The sequence below is a fragment of the Nevskia ramosa DSM 11499 genome (genome assembly GCF_000420645.1).
GTDB classification, from domain to species: domain Bacteria; phylum Pseudomonadota; class Gammaproteobacteria; order Nevskiales; family Nevskiaceae; genus Nevskia; species Nevskia ramosa.
Genome location: NZ_ATVI01000005.1, coordinates 1,040,901 through 1,057,513, shown reverse-complemented (window position 1 = coordinate 1,057,513; position 16,613 = coordinate 1,040,901). Strand labels below are relative to the sequence as shown.

At 62.2% G+C, this 16,613-nt stretch carries 19 protein-coding genes; 9 read left to right on the top strand and 10 right to left on the bottom strand.

Annotated features, from left to right (window positions below; all coding sequences use genetic code 11):
* Window positions 1-5: 5 nt before the first annotated feature.
* Entirely contained in the window at window positions 6-872 is an 867-nt protein-coding gene (locus G513_RS25335) for a Wzz/FepE/Etk N-terminal domain-containing protein (protein WP_084711345.1), read from the bottom strand.
* Between the two features lie 174 nt (window positions 873-1,046).
* Here G513_RS25335 and rfbB point away from each other — a divergent pair, with 174 nt between their 5' ends.
* The 5 genes from rfbB (at window position 1,047) to G513_RS24700 (ending at window position 6,084) form a co-directional block, all read left to right on the top strand.
* Window positions 1,047-2,123 carry a dTDP-glucose 4,6-dehydratase gene (rfbB, locus tag G513_RS0105430; protein WP_022975809.1) on the top strand — a complete coding sequence of 359 codons (1,077 nt, stop codon included), beginning with the start codon at window positions 1,047-1,049 and terminating at the stop codon, window positions 2,121-2,123.
* Window positions 2,120-2,992: a glucose-1-phosphate thymidylyltransferase RfbA gene (rfbA, locus tag G513_RS0105425; RefSeq protein ID WP_022975808.1), complete on the top strand. Its 873-nt coding sequence runs from the start codon at window positions 2,120-2,122 to the stop codon at window positions 2,990-2,992. Before rfbB ends, rfbA begins: the two co-directional genes overlap by 4 nt.
* 15 nt (window positions 2,993-3,007) lie before the next feature.
* Complete coding sequence (gene rfbC / locus G513_RS0105420) at window positions 3,008-3,589, top strand: dTDP-4-dehydrorhamnose 3,5-epimerase (RefSeq protein WP_022975807.1); 582 nt, start codon at window positions 3,008-3,010, stop codon at window positions 3,587-3,589.
* Window positions 3,586-4,476, top strand: coding sequence for a dTDP-4-dehydrorhamnose reductase (rfbD, locus tag G513_RS0105415; RefSeq protein ID WP_022975806.1), 891 nt, complete (start codon window positions 3,586-3,588; stop codon window positions 4,474-4,476). The genes rfbC and rfbD overlap by 4 nt, the downstream gene beginning before the upstream one ends.
* 102 nt (window positions 4,477-4,578) lie before the next feature.
* A complete protein-coding gene (locus G513_RS24700; protein WP_022975805.1) occupies window positions 4,579-6,084 on the top strand; it encodes a capsule assembly Wzi family protein in 1,506 nt (501 codons plus the stop codon).
* Between the two features lie 123 nt (window positions 6,085-6,207).
* Here the strand turns inward: G513_RS24700 and G513_RS0105405 are convergent, their stop codons facing one another.
* The 7 genes from G513_RS0105405 to G513_RS0105375 form a co-directional block, all read right to left on the bottom strand.
* Window positions 6,208-6,948: a flagellar basal body rod protein FlgF gene (locus G513_RS0105405; protein ID WP_022975804.1), complete on the bottom strand. Its 741-nt coding sequence runs from the start codon at window positions 6,946-6,948 to the stop codon at window positions 6,208-6,210.
* Between the two features lie 34 nt (window positions 6,949-6,982).
* A complete protein-coding gene (gene flgE / locus G513_RS0105400) occupies window positions 6,983-8,203 on the bottom strand; it encodes a flagellar hook protein FlgE (RefSeq protein ID WP_022975803.1) in 1,221 nt (406 codons plus the stop codon).
* Window position 8,204: 1 nt separating this feature from the next.
* Window positions 8,205-8,375 carry a hypothetical protein gene (locus G513_RS25650; RefSeq protein WP_022975802.1) on the bottom strand — a complete coding sequence of 57 codons (171 nt, stop codon included), beginning with the start codon at window positions 8,373-8,375 and terminating at the stop codon, window positions 8,205-8,207.
* An 11-nt stretch (window positions 8,376-8,386) separates the two neighbouring features.
* Window positions 8,387-9,049, bottom strand: a complete 663-nt coding sequence (locus G513_RS0105390; protein WP_022975801.1) for a flagellar hook assembly protein FlgD — start codon at window positions 9,047-9,049, stop codon at window positions 8,387-8,389.
* Window positions 9,050-9,087: 38 nt separating this feature from the next.
* On the bottom strand, window positions 9,088-9,495 hold the full coding sequence (gene flgC / locus G513_RS0105385; RefSeq protein WP_022975800.1) for a flagellar basal body rod protein FlgC: 408 nt from the start codon (window positions 9,493-9,495) through the stop codon (window positions 9,088-9,090).
* Window positions 9,496-9,505: 10 nt separating this feature from the next.
* Complete coding sequence (flgB, locus tag G513_RS0105380; RefSeq protein WP_022975799.1) at window positions 9,506-9,913, bottom strand: flagellar basal body rod protein FlgB; 408 nt, start codon at window positions 9,911-9,913, stop codon at window positions 9,506-9,508.
* 274 nt (window positions 9,914-10,187) lie between these two features.
* On the bottom strand, window positions 10,188-11,123 hold the full coding sequence (locus G513_RS0105375; protein ID WP_022975798.1) for a chemotaxis protein CheV: 936 nt from the start codon (window positions 11,121-11,123) through the stop codon (window positions 10,188-10,190).
* A gap of 129 nt (window positions 11,124-11,252) precedes the next feature.
* Between G513_RS0105375 and flgA the strand changes: the two genes are divergently transcribed.
* The 3 genes from flgA (at window position 11,253) to G513_RS0105360 (ending at window position 12,902) form a co-directional block, all read left to right on the top strand.
* Complete coding sequence (gene flgA / locus G513_RS21525; protein WP_084711344.1) at window positions 11,253-11,963, top strand: flagellar basal body P-ring formation chaperone FlgA; 711 nt, start codon at window positions 11,253-11,255, stop codon at window positions 11,961-11,963.
* Between the two features lie 134 nt (window positions 11,964-12,097).
* Entirely contained in the window at window positions 12,098-12,412 is a 315-nt protein-coding gene (flgM, locus tag G513_RS21520; protein WP_022975796.1) for a flagellar biosynthesis anti-sigma factor FlgM, read from the top strand.
* 28 nt (window positions 12,413-12,440) lie between these two features.
* Entirely contained in the window at window positions 12,441-12,902 is a 462-nt protein-coding gene (locus tag G513_RS0105360; protein ID WP_022975795.1) for a flagella synthesis protein FlgN, read from the top strand.
* A gap of 64 nt (window positions 12,903-12,966) precedes the next feature.
* On the opposite strand, the gene G513_RS0105355 is transcribed toward G513_RS0105360, so the two are convergent.
* Together G513_RS0105355 and G513_RS0105350 are read right to left on the bottom strand one after the other, a co-directional pair.
* Entirely contained in the window at window positions 12,967-13,473 is a 507-nt protein-coding gene (locus G513_RS0105355; RefSeq protein WP_022975794.1) for a hypothetical protein, read from the bottom strand.
* A gap of 129 nt (window positions 13,474-13,602) precedes the next feature.
* Entirely contained in the window at window positions 13,603-14,922 is a 1,320-nt protein-coding gene (locus G513_RS0105350; protein WP_022975793.1) for a UDP-glucose dehydrogenase family protein, read from the bottom strand.
* A 183-nt stretch (window positions 14,923-15,105) separates the two neighbouring features.
* On the opposite strand from G513_RS0105350, the gene G513_RS0105345 reads away from it, so the two are divergent.
* Window positions 15,106-16,590, top strand: coding sequence for a DUF3336 domain-containing protein (locus tag G513_RS0105345; protein ID WP_022975792.1), 1,485 nt, complete (start codon window positions 15,106-15,108; stop codon window positions 16,588-16,590).
* Window positions 16,591-16,613: the final 23 nt, after the last annotated feature.

The window sequence follows — 16,613 nt, the reverse complement described above, 5'->3', positions numbered from 1 at the left end:
TTTGCTTATATATTTTTGCGAGACGACATCAACAAAGCCAACATACATCCAATAATTAACCCCAATGCCGCTCCTGCAATCGCAATAGAAGCACGTTTTGGGCTATATCTTTCTTCGGGAACTCTTGCCTTATCGATTACTCGGAAAGCGTATTCCGAACTTCCTGAAGCAAGCATGATTTTCTTTATTTCATCTTCAGTCAGGCTATAAATTGATCGCTGAATTTCTACTATGCTTGTTTTGCTGTTTTGCTCTTTCAAATATTCAATATTTCTTTCTGACTCATCAATAGCGCGCTTTCTGATGTAGTTATTCGCTCTATCAACTAATTCATTGGCCCAAAGTGCAGCTTCTTCAGGGTCGGACCATGTAATCGTTAGCACGATCAAACCGGTTTTTTTATCTTCAGTTATAGATCTTATTTCTTTTCGAAATTTTTGCTCTCCTTTCCAAAGAGTTGGCACATTACCAGTGCTATCGGCATTCCAATTTTTGGTGCGAGAATTCCTTTTTTTCGGGAACAAAACGGGCAGTAAGTTGTTTTCTTGTATGAATGCCTCTGTTAGAGAACTAGATTGTAAAATCGCAGTGGCTTCTGCTTTTTTGCTAGAGCCTCCTCCACCCAGGCCACTGATCCCCGCTAGCCCACCAAATTGAGAGAGCAAAGCGGAAGCGCCGCCCAGTCTCCCAGCGTCTGTTTCGCTGGTCACTGGAGACAGTACGACACTCGCCTGGAATTTCTCCGGCAGCAGAAACGCGGTAGCGATGGCGACCGCGGTGGCAAGCGTCGTGATGACCGCGATGAGCCCGCGGCGCAGCCACAGTTTTCGGGCGAGGTCGCGTAGGGAGATATCTTCGATCTCGTCGTGCATTTTCTTAGTCGAATCAGGAGGGTTGGTGCGGTTTGCCCTGAGGCTGGGTCACGTGCACAAGAACTCTGCGCTGGTTCAAAGTTTATCAGCGCGAGGCATGGCACCATGTGCCCCGCATGCCGTGCAGGCTTCAAGTCCTGAGCGGCCGTTCACATCACCATCGTTCAATCACGCATGAAGGACACTCGCACACTTCTGGTCACCGGCGGCGCCGGCTTCATCGGTTCCGCCGTCATCCGCCAATGGCTGGCGGACCCAGCGCTTCGTATCGTCTGTGTCGACAAGCTCACCTACGCCGGCAATGTCGAATCCCTGAAGCCCGTTTCCGACAGCCCCCGCTTCTCTCTGGAAGTGCTGGATATCTGCGATGCCGCAGCAATGCGTGCATTGTTCGAGAAGGAACAGCCCGATGCTGTCGTCCATCTCGCTGCCGAAAGCCACGTCGACCGCTCGATCACCGGGCCCGGCGAGTTCATCCAGACCAATGTCGTCGGCACCTATGTGCTGCTCGAAGCGACCCGAGCCTACTGGCGGCAGCTGACCGCGGATAAGCAGCAGGCCTTTCGTTTCCACCACGTGTCGACGGACGAGGTCTACGGCACGCTTGGGGACGAGGGCGCTTTCAGCGAAACCACGGCGTATGCGCCGAATTCGCCCTACTCGGCGTCGAAGGCCGGGTCCGACCATCTGGTTCGCGCCTGGCATCACACCTATGGCCTTCCGGTGGTCACCACCAACTGCTCGAACAACTACGGCCCGTATCACTTCCCCGAGAAATTGATCCCGCTGATGATCCTGAATGCGATCGCCGGCAAGCCGCTGCCGGTGTATGGCGATGGCCTGAACGTGCGGGACTGGCTGTTCGTCGAGGATCACGCACGTGCCATCCGCGCCGTTCTTGAGCGCGGTAGGGTTGGTGAAACCTACTGCGTGGGCGGGCGCGCCGAGAAGACCAATCTCGAAGTGGTCCACACCCTTTGCGATCTGCTTGACGAGTTGCATCCATCCAGCGGACTGCACCGTCGGCTCATCACCTACGTCAAGGACAGACCGGGTCATGACCGCCGCTACGCGATCGACTGCGCGAAGCTGGAAGCGGAGCTGGGCTGGCGGCAGCAGGAATCCTTTGAAACCGGGCTGCGCAAGACGGTTCAGTGGTACCTGGACAACGGCGACTGGGTGCGCGGCGTCACCAGCGGCGACTATCGGCGCTGGATCGAATCCAACTATGGCTCGCGGAGCGCTTCATGAAGGGCATCATCCTTGCCGGTGGTTCTGGCACCCGGCTGTATCCGCTGACCCATGTCGTATCGAAGCAGCTGTTGCCGATCTACGACAAACCGATGATCTACTACCCGCTGTCGGCACTGCTGATGGCGAACATTCGCGAGATCCTGATCATCTCGACTCCCGACGAAACCCCGCGTTTCAAGGCTTTGCTGGGAGATGGCAGCCGCCTCGGCTGCAGGATCGAGTATGCGGTGCAGCCTTCGCCGGACGGTCTTGCACAGGCCTTCCTGATCGGTGAGTCATTCATCGACGGGGATGGTTGCGCACTGGTGCTCGGCGACAATCTGTTCTTCGGCCATGACCTGCGCCTGCGATTGACCAACGCCGCCAGTAAGACCGACGGCGCAACGGTATTCGCCTACCCCGTTCAGGATCCGGAGCGTTATGGCGTGGTGGAGTTCGATGCCACCGGCCGGGCGATCAGCATCGAGGAAAAGCCTGCCAAGCCACGCAGTCGCTACGCCGTCACCGGCCTGTATTTCTATGATGCGCAGGTCGTCGAGATCGCCAAGGCAGTCAAACCTTCTGCCCGAGGCGAACTCGAAATCACCGATGTCAATGTCGAGTATCTGCGCCGCGGCCAGCTGACCGTCGAGCGCTTCGGCCGCGGCGATGCCTGGCTCGATACCGGCACCCATGATTCGCTGATCGAAGCCGGGCAGTTCGTGCAGACGCTGGAAAAGCGACAGGGCCTGAAGCTGTGCTGTCCGGAAGAGCTGGCCTGGCGCAACGGCTGGATCAGCGATGCCGAGCTCGAAGTACTGGCGAAGCCTCTGGCAAAAAGCGGCTACGGCCGCTATCTGCTCGATGTACTGGCGCATCCCATCTGAACCAACATTGAACTGATGAATTGCATCCCTACTGATCTGCCCGATGTGCTGATCCTGGAACCGCGTGTGTTCGGCGACCAGCGCGGCTTTTTCCTGGAAAGCTTCAACGCCCGTACTTTCGCTTCCATTACCGGTGTGGACGTCAATTTCGTCCAGGACAATCACTCTCGCTCGGCCCGTGGCGTATTGCGCGGCCTGCATTACCAGATCGAGCAAGCCCAGGGAAAACTGGTTCGCGTGACCGAGGGCGAGGTCTATGACGTTGCTGTGGATCTCCGTCGCGGCAGCCCGACGTTCGGACGCTGGATCGGGGTGACCCTGTCGGCCACCAACAAGCGCCAGCTCTGGGTGCCTGCAGGCTTCGGCCACGGCTTTCTGGTGTTGTCCGAGTTCGCGGAATTTCTGTACAAGACCACGGATTTCTACGCGCCCGCTTTCGAACGCGCGATCGTCTGGAATGACCCGACGCTGGCCATCGACTGGCCGCTACCGGCCGGCTTTTCTGAGCCGCTGCTGGCGGACAAGGATCGGAACGGCCAGCTGTTCGCTGCGGCCGAGGTGTTTCCGGAATCTTTCCTGAATCGCGAACAGCCATGAGCCGCATCGTCATCACCGGCAGCACCGGCCAGGTGGGCTGGGAACTGCGCCGCGCGCTGTCGACATTCGGCGAGGTGCTGGCGCCCGGCCGCAACGAATGCAATCTCGCCGATCCGGCCGCCGCCGCCGCTTACCTGCGCCGGGTGAAACCCGATCTGGTCGTGAACCCGGCTGCTTACACGGCCGTCGACAAGGCCGAAAGCGAGCCGGAGTTGGCTCATACCGTCAATGCGCTGGCGCCGCAGGCACTGGCCGAAACCTGTGCCGATCTGGATGCGTTGCTCGTGCATTATTCGACCGATTACGTGTTCGACGGCAGCAGGGATGGCGTCTATCGCGAGGATGATGCGCCCTCGCCCGTCTCCGTCTATGGCAGCAGCAAACTCGCCGGAGAAGAGGCCATTCGTGCGGTCGGCGGGCGTCACGTCATTCTGCGTACGAGCTGGGTCTATGGTCTCCGGGGCAAGAATTTTCTGGCGACGATGTTGAAGCTTGCCGCCGAGCGCGATCGCTTGCGGGTAGTTGCCGACCAGTTCGGCGCGCCGACCTGGAGCCGCGCCATTGCCGATGCAACCGCACAACTGCTGCGCAGCTTTCCGCTGACAGCAACACCGCCTGCCGCATTGCTGAACCTGACGGCGTCCGGCTCAACGAGCTGGCATGGCTTTGCCAGTGCCATCGTCGAAGAAGGTGCCAAGCGCGGTCTGACTCGCCTCGTGCCGGTCGATGGCATCACCACGGCGGATTATCCGACCCCTGCCAGCCGGCCTGCCAATTCGCGGCTCGACAACACGCGGCTGGCTGAGGCTGCAGGCTTCGTCCTCGCTGACTGGCGGCAGAGTCTGAACCTCTGCCTGGATGACATCGAAGCACAGAAGCGGGCCTGAGCACGGTCGATCACAGCCGCTACCGATGTTGGCCTGCCGATTGCGGACCAGTGATGCCATGCTGATGTTCAACCCATCAAGAACCCGTGGAGAACCGGCCTGATGACCCTTGCACCTCGCTTGGCCTTGAGCTTGTCGGCAATTCTCGGCGCCCTGACTGCGGCCGCACCTGCGATCGCCGCACCCTGGGCCGACGTCGGCGACCGCGCGCTGCGCAGCGATATCGAAATTCTCCACGCGCGCGGCCTGATTGCAGGGCCGATCACAACCTGGCCTATTCCGGTCGGCTATTTCGAGCCCTTGCAGGATGAAGGTCGGTTGACGGGCCAACCGGAGTTCGTGCGTATGGCTGCGCAGCGCGTGCTGGACAAGCTTGGCAGTGGCCGCCATACCGGTGGACTGAAGGCGGCAGGTGAGTTGCGGCTGGCCAGCGAGCCGAACCTGATCCGCGATTTCGGCGACAACGCGCGAGACGAGGTCGATGCGCGTGCCGGGCTGGACTACGACGGCGAACGTTTTTCGGCCAACTTCCGTGTCGGCGCGCTGACGCCGCTCGGCAATGGTGATAGCGGCGCCCGCTTCACGCTGGATGGCACTTATGCAACGACGCTGCTGGGCAACTGGCAGTTGTACGGCGGCTACATCGACAAGTGGTACGGGCCCGGCTATGCATCCAGCCTGATCCTGTCGAACAACGCGCGGCCGTTCCCGAAGATCGGTATCACCCGCAACAACTCGACCGCTTTCGAAACCAAGTGGCTGAGCTGGCTGGGCCGCTACCAGATCGATTTCTTTGTCGGCCTGCTCGAAGAGGATTCGCGAGATGACCGCAATACCGGCGTCGGTTCGATCCGCATCAGCATCGAACCGATCGACGGGCTGGAGCTGACGGTGACGCGGGTGTCCCAGTTCTGCGGTGGCGACAACGCCTGCAAGCCGTTCCGCGCCGCGTTCGGCATCAACAATACCGACAAGGATCGCAACGCCAGCAACGACGAAGGCACTTTCGAAATCAAGTACACCTACGATTTCAACGTGGTCAGCTTCTCGCCGTATCTGCAGATCATGAACGAGGACACCGGCCCGTTCACGCATTCCTATGAGAGCCACATGGGCGGCCTGAGTTGGGCGGGCCCCTGGGACCAGAACGGCGCCAGTTGGCGGCTGGTAGCCGAGTACACCGACAGCCGCGCCACGCTCGATGCCTTCGGCTTTGGAAATCGAGTGACTGGCCTTGCCTACAACAACGATCAATACACCGACGGCTTCCGCTATCGCGGGCGCACGATGGGCTTTTCGCTGGACAGCGACTCGACCTTGTTCACGGTGTCTGGCTTGATGATGATGCCGAACGGCTGGACCTATCGCGCGGCCTTCCACAACGCCCACATCAACACGGCGGAACTGGCGGCAGCGCAGGCATCAGGCAGCTATCTGCGCAACACCGTGAGCGCCCAACCGGTGACCGTCAATCAGTACGAAGCCGGCGTCACCATCCCCTGGCAGAGCTTCACCTTCGACCTAGGCGTGCGTTACCAGGATGAACAGCCATTCCCCGACGTCGGTTCTCAATTCAACGTCGAAGCTGGCGTGCAGTTCAGCTTCTAGGGCATCCGTCATTCCCGCGCAGGCGGGAATCCGGTTGGGGCCGCAGCGCTCCGCATGAGAACTGGATGCCCGCCTGCGTGGGCATGACGACTTAGGGCGTTTTCAACTTGAAACGCTCTCGCGTTAGTTCAGGCTGACCAGACTGTTCGACGCCTGCGCGTTGTCCTCGGCGGCCTTCATCACTTTCGATTGCAGCTCGAACTGCCGTGCGAGGTTGATCATGTTGACCATTGCGCCAGCCAGATTGACGTTCGAGCTTTCCAGCGCGCCGCTGACCAGCACGTCGCCGGCAGCCGGGTTGAGCGTGGTGCCGGTGGTGGCGCGCATCAGGCCATCGCCACCTCGCTCCAGCTGATTCTGCGCACCGCTGACCACCTTGAGGCGGCCGATCACGACTTGTGAAGCCGCGCTCTGTCCCTGCGGCACGGCGGTGATGGTGCCGTCGTTGCCGATCGAGATCGAGGTCGACAGCGGCAGCGAGATCGGCCCGCCATCGCTGAGCACGGCAAGCCCGTTGGCCGTGCGCAACTGGCCGTTCGGATCGAGCCGCAGATCGCCGGCCTTGGTGTAAGCCTCGCTGCCATCCGGTGCCTGCACGGCCAGCCAGTTGTCGCCTTTCAGGGCGATATCGAGCGATTCGCCGGTCTGCATGATCGCGCCCTGCGCCGAGTCCCAGCCGTTATCAGCCAGCTGGGAATTGACCCGCGACTGAAAGCCGGCGCCCTCGACATTGATCGACTGTGCCGCCGCCAGTTCGGCTCGAAAGCCGACAGTGCCAGCGTTCGCCAGGTTATGGCTGTTCGCCGTCTGCGCCCGCAAGGTGGCGATGGCGCCAGACATTCCAACGTAGAGAGCACGATCCATGGCGCTTCAGTCTCCGTAAAGCCTCGGCAATCGATCAACGGATGTTGATGATCGTCTGGGTGATCTGGTCGGTCGTCGAGATCATCTGGGCATTCGCCTGGAAGCTGCGCTGCGAGGTGATCATGTTGACCAGCTGCTTGGTGATGTCGACGTTCGAGCCTTCCAGCGCGCCGCTCTGGATCAAGCCGAAGTTCGAAGAGTTCGCGGTGCCACGAATCACCGGACCGGATGAAAAGGTTTCGCCCCAGCTGGTATCGCCGAGCTGCTGCAGGCCCTGCGGGTTGGCGAAGTTGGCCATCGCGATCTGGCCCAGCGGCGTCGCCTGGCCATTGGTGAAGCGCGCCTGCACGACACCTTCCTGGGTCACTTCGATGCCGCTGAGACGGCCGGTTGCATAGCCGTCCTGGGTCAGGCTGTTGACCGAGAAAGTGTTGCCGTACTGGGTGCTGTTTTTCAGGTCCAGGGTCATCGTCACCGGGTTCGAACCGGTGGTCGTCGTGTACGACGGCAGCGCGATCTGGCCGTTGGCAGGCGTGGCCAGCGAGCCATCGGCGTTGAACGTGACGGTCTGGCCGGTGCCGATCTCGTTGCCATCGATCTGCGTATGCATCGTCCACTCGTTCGGCGTGGCGGACTTGACGAAGAACAGGTTGGCCGGGTGCGCGGTGCCGAGCGAGTCGTAGACGGTGACCGAGGTCGTGTTGTTGTAGCTGGTCGGATCGGTCGACGCGAACGGCGTCGTCACCGGCACTTTGGCTTCGGCCGGCAGATTGACGCCGGTCTTCAGCAAGGTGGTCGGGCTCGGCGGATTGTCCGAGGTCGACAGCTGGATGTCGCTCAGATTCGCCGAATCGAAACTGGCACCGCCAGCGACCGGCGGATAGGCCTGCAGGCGGGCACCGGAGCCGTTGACGACATAGCCATCGCGATCGGTGCCGAACTGGCCGGCACGCGAGTAGCTGATCGCGCCGTTCTTCGACAGGGTGAACATGCCGGTGCCGCTGACCGCAAGGTCGAGCGAATTGTTGGTGACGCTGATCGCGCCCTGAGTGAATTGCTGCGACACCTTGCCGACTCGCACGCCGCCGCCGACTGCCGTGTCCGATACGCCATAGGCGTTGGACAGGAAGAAATCGGCGAACTGCGCGCGCGATTCCTTGAAGCCGGTGGTGTTGGCGTTGGCGATGTTGTTGGCGGTGACGCTCAGGTCCGCAGACGCAGCGTTGAGGCCGGTCAGTGCAATGTTGAAGGACATGTCAGTGGGCTCCGATGCTGCGCGTGGGGGCAATGAGGCTTTCGACGAACTTCGCCAGTTCATCGGGACAACGGCGACAACCCGCCGCCGGGAAATCGAACAGGCCAGGGATCTGGCGCAGTTCGGGACGGATAGCAGCCACCAGACGACGTGGCTTGCGGCGCAAGTTCATGGCGGCTGGATTCAGATGATCTGGCGGATGTCGCTGAAGGCGACGGCGCCAACGCCGGCGAGATTCAGGCTCAGGCCGTTGCTGCCCAGCGCCACGCTCTGCACCAGGCCGGCCGCGAGCGTGGTCGCTGCTTCGGTCTTGCCGTTGCGCGTGACCTGGCCGCGGATGCCGTAGCTGCCGGACGGCAGGGTGTTGCCGGCGGAATCCTTGCCATCCCAGGTGAAGTAGCTGGTGCCGGCGCCCTGGGTGCCGTAATCGAGACGGCGCACCACCTGGCCGCTGCCATCGACGATCTCGACCGCGAGCTGGCCGCCGGAGGTCATGTCGACACCGCCGCTGAGGCCGTTCTCGCCATCGAGATAGCCGGTCTTCGAGGGATACAGCACACCGTGGCCGACCAGACCAGCCGCCTGCAATGACTGGCTGGAGGTCAGCGAGGTTGACAGCGACTTGAACGAATCCTGCAGGCCTTGAATGCCGGAGACGGTCGAGAACTGGGCGATCTGGCCGAGGAATTCGTTGGACTCCAGCGGCTTCAGCGGATCCTGGTTCTGCAGCTGCGTGGTCATCAGCCTGAGAAAGTCGGCCTGGCCGAGCGATTCGGCCTTCTTGTCGGTCTGTTTCAGATTCAGGCCGAGATCGCTGTAAGTGTTGTTGGTGACGGCGGCGGTCATGTCAGTGTCCTGAGAGGGCTCAATGGGGGTCAGTGGGCTCAGCGGCCGAGCGACAAGGTGCGGCTGGCCAATTCCTTGGCGGTGTTCATCACTTCCACGCTCGACTGGTAGGAGCGCGAAGCCGAAATCATGTTGACCATCTCTTCGACGACGTTGACGTTCGGCGCATAGACGTAGCCATCGGCATCGGCGAGCGGATGGCCCGGCTCGTAGCGCTTGTCGGCCGGCGTCTGACTTTCGACGACGCCGAGTACCTGCACGCCCGCCGTGTCCTTGCCGCCCGCTTCCATCGCCGCCTTGAACATCGGCAGACGCGACTTGTACGCGCCTTCGGCCGTGCCGCTGATCGCATTGGCATTGGCGAGGTTCGAGGCCACGGTGTTGAGGCGCAGCGACTGGGCGCTGAGCGCACTGCCTGCGATGTCGAAGATCTTGAAAGAGGACATGAGGCTCTCCTTACTGACCGGTGATCGCCGTCATCAGACCGCGGATGCGGCCATCGGCGAACTGCAGCGAAGCCTGGTAGTGCAAGGCAGCCTCGGCGAACTTCGCCTGCTCGATCTGCACGTCCACCGTGTTGCCATCGACGCTCGGCTGCATCGGCACGCGGTAGGCGAGCCGGCTGCCGTCGCCGGCTGGATTGAGGTTCATGGGGATATGGCGAGCGTCGGTCGTCAAGGTGCGTGGCGCGCCCTGCGAGTCACTCTTGATCACCGATGCAAGCGTCGACGCGAAGTCGACATCGCGCGCCTGGAAACCCGGCGTATCGGCATTGGCGATGTTGGCCGACAGCACTTCCATGCGCTTGCGCTGCACGGACATCGCCTCGGCGTGTATGCCGAAAATCGGATCCAGGTTGGCCATTGCGTCCTCCCGCGTTTGCGTTCGGAAGGGTCATTACAAGGCGTATGCCAGAGGCGATTGGCGACGGAAAAGCGGCGCGGGTGAAGCAGCTTTGAGATTCGATGCGGCACTCAACCCCACTCATCATTCCCGCGCAGGCGGGAATCCAGTTGTCTGTTGCCAGCGATGTGCAAACGTCAGAACTGGATTCCCGCATGCGCGGGAATGACGTGCTTGAAGATTGCACTTCGCATGTCTGATTCCATCCCGCATTTTCTGGCCACTGGCCAATGCTTCAGGCCGTTTCCAGCGCGACCGCCTTCAGCCGATCCAGCACCCCGGTCGCCAGCTCATCGGCACTGAACTTGGCGATGAACTTGTTGGCACCGACCCGCTCGACCATCGCGTTGTTGAACACGCCGGACAGGCTGGTGTGCAGCATCACGTAGAGCGACTTCATCTTCGGATCGCGGCGGATTTCCGTCGTCAGTCGATAGCCGTCCATGTCCGGCATCTCGACATCGGAAATCACCATCAGCAGCGAGTCGTTGATCGGCTCGTCGCGCGCCGCGAGCGCTTGCAGATACTGCAACGCTTCGCGACCGTCGTTGACCAGGGTGCATTCGATGCCGAGCTGATTCAGCGTCTTTTCGATCTGGTTGCGGGCAACGCGGGAGTCATCGACCACCAGCACGCGGCGCCGCGAATGGGCGACGCTCACTGCTTCCTCGCGCAACGCTTCGGACAATGAGGCCTGCACGCCGACGACATCGGACAACACCTGCTCGACATCGATGATCTCGACCAGCTCGTTGTTGTATTGCGTGATCGCGGTCAGATAACCGCCCTCGCCGGCACCGTCCGGCGGCGGCCGCACATGCTCGACATTGACGTGGATGATCCGTTCCACCGCTCGCACCAGAAAGCCCTGGATCGAGCGGTTGTACTCGGTGACGATCACGTGCGCAGCCTGCTCGTCGCTCGGCTGGCCGATCGCACGATTGAGATCGATGACCGGAATCATCCGACCGCGGATGTCGGCCACGCCGCGCACAAGCTCGTGCGACGACGGCAGCCAGGACAGCTGTGGCTTGGGAATCACTTCCTGCACCTTGAACACATTGATGCCAAAAATCTGGCGCTCATCGAGCCGGAACAGCAGCAGGGCAAGGCGGTTGTGCCCTGCAAGCTGGGTGCTGCGGTCGATGCTTTCGAGCAAGCCGGAGGCCATGAAGGATTACCAACATTCGGACGGGTGGTAGCTGGCCCGTGCAACTTCGGTTCCTCGCGGGGTGGTCACGGGAACCGTCACTGGCACAGGGCTTGTAGCGCTGGCTTCGAGTCCGAACGAGCCACTTCGATGATCGCCCTGCCATCGCTACATCTACGCACTATCGCTACCTTGCTGATGCTGGCGACGATGGCGGTGCGCGCCGATGACGGCCGCATCGAATCGCTGGACCGCGTCCGCAGCGCAGCCGTCACCTTCGTCTCGGTGCAATCGCCGCCGACCGCGAAGATCGAAGCCGCAGCGCTCGACAACCGCCTGCGTCTGCCACTGTGCGCGCAGCCGCTGGAAAGCTCGGCCGCCAGCCCGGCGACGCGCGGCGCCTGGAACATCGTCATCACCTGTCGCGAAGCCGGCAATCCGCTCTGGCAGGTGTTCGTGCCGGTCAAGGTGCTCGATCTCCAGGCGGTCGTGGTGATGGTCCGGCCGGTGATGCCCGGCCAGCCGCTGACCGCAGACGCGTTGCGCCTTGAATCACGCGATGTCGCAACCCTCGGCTACGGCTATTTCAGTGACGTGCAGAAGGCTGCCGGCCAGGTGCTGCGCCGCCCGGTTGCCGCCGGTGCAGTGCTGACGCCGGACGCAGTCAGCGCCCAGAAGCTGATCAAGCGCGGCGCGCTGATCACCATGATCGGCCGCAGCGGCTCTCTGGAAGTGCGCGCTCAGGGCAAGGCGCTCGGAGACGGCGGGGATGGCGAACGGATCTCGGTCGAGAACCTGTCGTCGCGCAAGGTCGTGCAGGGTGTGGTCAAGGATGGCGGCACGGTGGAGGTTGGCTTGTAGCGCAGCAGTAGAAGGCTGTCGCCGCGGGGGCCGAAGGCCGCCGTAAAAATGACGCTCTCTGGCGCTAAAGTTTCTGCAAAAACTGTCGTTAGCAGCTCATCGGGCGCATCACGCCGCGCCTTCCGGAGCCTGCCATGACCGTCAAGATCGAAACTTTCCCTGCCAGCGGTGCACGTCCGGTCGCCAGCAGTGGCCCCGCAAAATCGGCCAATGCGATCGCAGGTGAGAGCAGTAGTGGTGCGGTATCAGCGGTGTCGGCCAACGACCGCGTGCAGCTGACCGGCGATGCCGTGAACCTGCAGCAGTTCGAGAAAGCGCTGGCGGCGGTGCCCCGCACCGATGCCGGCAAGGTTGAACGTCTGCGCGCAGCAGTCGACAACGGCAGCTATCAGCCCAACCCGGCTGCGATTGCCGCGAAGCTCGCGCGTTTCGAGTACGCCATGGCCTGAAAGGCTGGCGAAAACCAGGAGTGTCGCGGTGAATGAATCGAATCTGAATCTCGCTGAAGTCATCGACGCACAGATTCACTGCGCCGAGAATCTGATCGCCGTGCTCGATGAGGAGCACGCCGCCCTCGCCGGCCGTTCGATCGAAGCACTGGAAGCGGCCTGCGCGGTGAAATCGGATGCCGCGTCGAAGCTGCAACGCCTCGGTGATCGCCTGCAGATCCTGTCCGGCCCGCGCCGTTCGGGGCCCGAGTTCGAAGCCTGGCTGATCCGCCATCCCGGTGGCGATGCGCTGGTTCGGGCCTGGCGCCGCCTGACGGCCCTGGCCCGTCATCTCGCCGATGCCAATCGGGTCAACGGGGCCTTGCTGGAAGTACGCGAGCAGCAGGTGCGCAGCGCGCTGGTGGCGATGGCGCCTGAACCGCCGTCGGTCTATGGCCGTAGCGGCCTGCGCCCCAGCCTGCCGTCAGGCCGCGTCTATAGCCGCGCCTGAGATCAGCGGCAGCGATCGCCCGGCCTTGCACCGGGCGATCGGCCAAACAACTTCAAAGCCCGCTTCAGAGCGCGCGGCTGCCGAAGTCGACGTGCAGCGGAAACTCCATCGCGCAGGCCTTGGCGCCGCATTTCGCCGGCTTGAACCGGGCGGCCAGCAGGACGCTGCGAATCTCTTCGAGCGAACCCTGCTCCGGCGTCATCAGCCAGGACACGTCCCGGGCATTGCCGGCCGCGTCGACGCTGATCACCGCGAACAGCTCGCCGCGCATGCCGGACTTCACTTGAAGGGCATTCAACTCGCCGACGATGCTCTGCAGGCCGCCCGTTGGATACGGCGGCTCTTCACTGTTGCGCAGCAGCGCGTACTGATTGCGCAGCAGGTCCATCTCGCCGAATGACAGCTCGTCAAACACCTTGTCCAGCGGCAAGACCGATTGTTCCAGCTCCCGTGATTGCAAACTGCTGAACGACACCGGCTGAACCAGGCTGGCGCCCGGCTTCTTGGCGATTGCCGCGTGAGTCGTCAACAACATGGCTGCAGCGGCAAACAGCACCGTCTTGTTGTTCATCTCCGCACCTCCCCTCGATGAGACGCCGGCCGTGGCCCGAATCACCCGATCCGGTTCGCCGACCTCATCGATTTAAACCTGCGGGAGCTGCACGTCAAGAAATTGCAACACAAATGAAACATTGATCTGTTAAGGGCGGCCCACGCAGTCGTAAGTGAAGCCTTCGCCGCGCACCCAGGCCGGGTCGTACATGTTGCGGCCGTCGACGATGATCGGCTGCTTCAGCAACTGCTTCAGCCGCGGCAGGTTCGGGCTCTGGAACACGCGCCATTCGGTGACCACCACCAGCGCATCGGCACCGTTGGCGGCTTCCATCGGCGAATCGACCAGCACCAGATCCGGCCGCTTGCCGTAGATCTTCTCGACCTCGTGCATCGCCACCGGATCGTGGGCGCGCACGGTGCCGCCGTCGGCCCAGATCGCTTCGATCAGCACGCGGCTCGGCGCTTCGCGCATGTCGTCGGTCTTCGGCTTGAACGCCAGACCCCAGATACCGATGGTCTTGCCCTTGAGCGAGCCGAGATGCTTGACCAGCTTGGTGTGCAAGGTGGTCTTCTGACGGTTGTTGACCGCCTCCACCGCCTTCAGGATCTTGGCGTCGAAGTTGGCATCGGCAGCGCTCTTGACCAGCGCCTTCACATCCTTCGGGAAGCAGGAGCCGCCGTAGCCGGCGCCCGGATAGATGAAGTGATAGCCGATGCGCGGATCGGCACCGATGCCGATGCGCACGCGCTCGATATCGGCACCGAGGTTTTCGGCCAGGTTCGCCAGCTCGTTCATGAAGCTGATCTTGGTCGCCAGCATCGCGTTGGCGGCGTACTTGGTCAATTCGCTGGAGCGCACGTCCATGACGATCACGCGGTCGTGATTGCGGTTGAACGGCGCATACAACGCCTGCATCGCCTTGGCGGCACGCGTGTTGTCGGCGCCGACGACGATGCGGTCCGGCTTGTTGAAATCGCCGATCGCATCGCCTTCCTTGAGGAACTCCGGGTTCGAGACCACGTCGTGCTCGATGCTCACGCCGCGTTCGGCAAGCGTGGCTTTCATCTGCGCCCGCACCTTGTCGGCCGTGCCGACCGGCACCGTCGATTTCGAGATGACGATGCGGTACTCGCTCATGTGCGTGGCGATGGTCCTGGCCACTTCGAGCACGTACTTGAGATCGGCCGAGCCGTCTTCGTTCGGAGGCGTGCCGACGGCGATGAACTGGTACTGACCGTGGGTAACACCTTCGGCGGCATCGGTGGTAAAGCGCAGCCGGCCTTCGGCGGCATTCTTCAGGATCAGCTCGGTCAGCCCCGGTTCGTAGATCGGGATGACGCCCTGTTTCAGGCCGTCGATCTTCTTCTGGTCGACATCGACACAGAGCACGTCATTGCCGACATCGGCAAAGCAGGCCGCAGTGACGAGGCCGACATAGCCGGAGCCGAAGATGGTGATATTCAAGGCAGGGTTCCATTCAGTTAGGAAAGCAAAAGCAGCCGGCGCAGGCGCCGCTTCCAGAGGCCAGGGGTCGCACTGGAATGGTGCGGAAAGCCGCTTTCGAGCGGCCGAATGTTACCACCCGTCAACGGCCTACCCGTGCGGGCGGGGACGATCCCTCATGCTTCATCCAGGATCGTCCACCACTTGATCGCCACCATGTTCATGAACGCCCGAGTCAACGAATGCCGCAAGGCGATGCGTCATGCCGAAGACTTCGCCACCTGGCGCGACGGCGCCCTGGCTTTCGATGAAGCCAATGGCTTCGAGGACTGGAAGCACGAGGATGAATCGCCGGAGTACGACTGGCAGCTGATTCGCGAACGTCTAGCGCAGATCCGCCAGTACCGGGACACGCGGCAGGTGGTCAAGCTGATGCGCCACCTGCGCCAGGGCCTGCACTGGAACCTCGGCAACATGGCCAATCCGGCGCTGTACAGCCACACCTACTTCGGCACCAAGCGCCTGATCGAAACCTATCTGGCGGAAGTCGTCGACGCTCTGCGCTTCATCGCCGATGGCAATTTCCCGGGCCTGACAGCAGCGGACAAGCTGCGCTTCTTCAACGAGACCGCCGCCTCGTTCGGTCGCTCGGCCTTGATGCTGTCCGGCGGCGCCACGCTGGGCCTGTTCCATGTCGGCGTGGTCAAGGCGCTGGTTCGCGAGGGCCTGCTGCCGGAGGTGATTTCCGGCTCCAGCGCGGGCTCGATCGTCGCTTCGGTGATCGGCACCCGGGCCCCGGATGAACTCGAAGAACTGCTCGATCCGGACAACAGCTACTACCATTTCTGGAAGCCGTTGAGCGCGCGCGAAATGTGGCAGCGCGGCGCGCTGATGGACCAGAAGCAGATTGCCCTCGGCATTGCCCGCAATACCGAAGACCTGACCTTCGAAGAGAGCTACGAGCGCTCCGGCAGAGTCGTCAACGTCACCGTGTCACCGGCCGGCAGCAACCAGCCGCCGCGCCTGCTCAACTACCTGACCACGCCCTACCTGTACCTGCGCGAAGCGGTGCTGGCCTCGAGTGCGGTGCCGCTGCTGTTCCCGCCGGTGCAGCTGATGACCAAGGACGACGACGGCAGCCGCGTGCCCTACATGCCTGGCCTGCGCTGGACCGACGGCTCGCTGAAATCGGATCTGCCCGGCATCCGCCTGCGTCGCCTGCACAACGTCAATCACTTCATCGTCAGCCAGACGAATCCGCACGTGATCCCGTTCGTGCGCGGCGCCAACGAGCGCACCGGCGTGATCGGCGCGCTGCGCGAAGTGGCCTATGGCGCCATGCGTGGCGGCGCGCAATCAGTGATCGGCGTCGGCAAGTTCGGCGTGCCGCTGTCCGGCGTCCGCCGCCAGCTCGACAACGCCTCGTCGATCCTCGATCAGGACTACCGCGGCAACATCACCATCGTGCCGAAGGTATCGGTCTGGCGGTATGCGCACGTCACCGCCAACCCGAAGCTCGAAGCGGTGACCCGCTTCATCCTCGAAGGCGAACGCGCCACCTGGAAACGCATCGCGATGGTCCGCAACCAGTCGATGATTTCGCAGACGCTGGCCGCCTGCGTGAAGCAGCTGGAAATCGAAGCCCAGCGCCCGCCGCTGCGCAAGCTGAAGGTGGTCGCTAAGCGCTGAGCAAGCGCGGCGGGCACGAAAAA

Bases quoted from the DNA above. Each gene is read 5' to 3' on its own strand.
- G513_RS25335 (WP_084711345.1), bottom strand. From the start codon at position 872: ATGCACGACGAGATCGAAGATATCTCCCTACGCGACCTCGCCCGAAAA.
- rfbB (WP_022975809.1), top strand. From the start codon at position 1,047: ATGAAGGACACTCGCACACTTCTGGTCACCGGCGGCGCCGGCTTCATC.
- rfbA (WP_022975808.1), top strand. From the start codon at position 2,120: ATGAAGGGCATCATCCTTGCCGGTGGTTCTGGCACCCGGCTGTATCCG.
- rfbC (WP_022975807.1), top strand. From the start codon at position 3,008: ATGAATTGCATCCCTACTGATCTGCCCGATGTGCTGATCCTGGAACCG.
- rfbD (WP_022975806.1), top strand. From the start codon at position 3,586: ATGAGCCGCATCGTCATCACCGGCAGCACCGGCCAGGTGGGCTGGGAA.
- G513_RS24700 (WP_022975805.1), top strand. From the start codon at position 4,579: ATGACCCTTGCACCTCGCTTGGCCTTGAGCTTGTCGGCAATTCTCGGC.
- G513_RS0105405 (WP_022975804.1), bottom strand. From the start codon at position 6,948: ATGGATCGTGCTCTCTACGTTGGAATGTCTGGCGCCATCGCCACCTTG.
- flgE (WP_022975803.1), bottom strand. From the start codon at position 8,203: ATGTCCTTCAACATTGCACTGACCGGCCTCAACGCTGCGTCTGCGGAC.
- G513_RS25650 (WP_022975802.1), bottom strand. From the start codon at position 8,375: ATGAACTTGCGCCGCAAGCCACGTCGTCTGGTGGCTGCTATCCGTCCC.
- G513_RS0105390 (WP_022975801.1), bottom strand. From the start codon at position 9,049: ATGACCGCCGCCGTCACCAACAACACTTACAGCGATCTCGGCCTGAAT.
- flgC (WP_022975800.1), bottom strand. From the start codon at position 9,495: ATGTCCTCTTTCAAGATCTTCGACATCGCAGGCAGTGCGCTCAGCGCC.
- flgB (WP_022975799.1), bottom strand. From the start codon at position 9,913: ATGGCCAACCTGGATCCGATTTTCGGCATACACGCCGAGGCGATGTCC.
- G513_RS0105375 (WP_022975798.1), bottom strand. From the start codon at position 11,123: ATGGCCTCCGGCTTGCTCGAAAGCATCGACCGCAGCACCCAGCTTGCA.
- flgA (WP_084711344.1), top strand. From the start codon at position 11,253: ATGATCGCCCTGCCATCGCTACATCTACGCACTATCGCTACCTTGCTG.
- flgM (WP_022975796.1), top strand. From the start codon at position 12,098: ATGACCGTCAAGATCGAAACTTTCCCTGCCAGCGGTGCACGTCCGGTC.
- G513_RS0105355 (WP_022975794.1), bottom strand. From the start codon at position 13,473: ATGAACAACAAGACGGTGCTGTTTGCCGCTGCAGCCATGTTGTTGACG.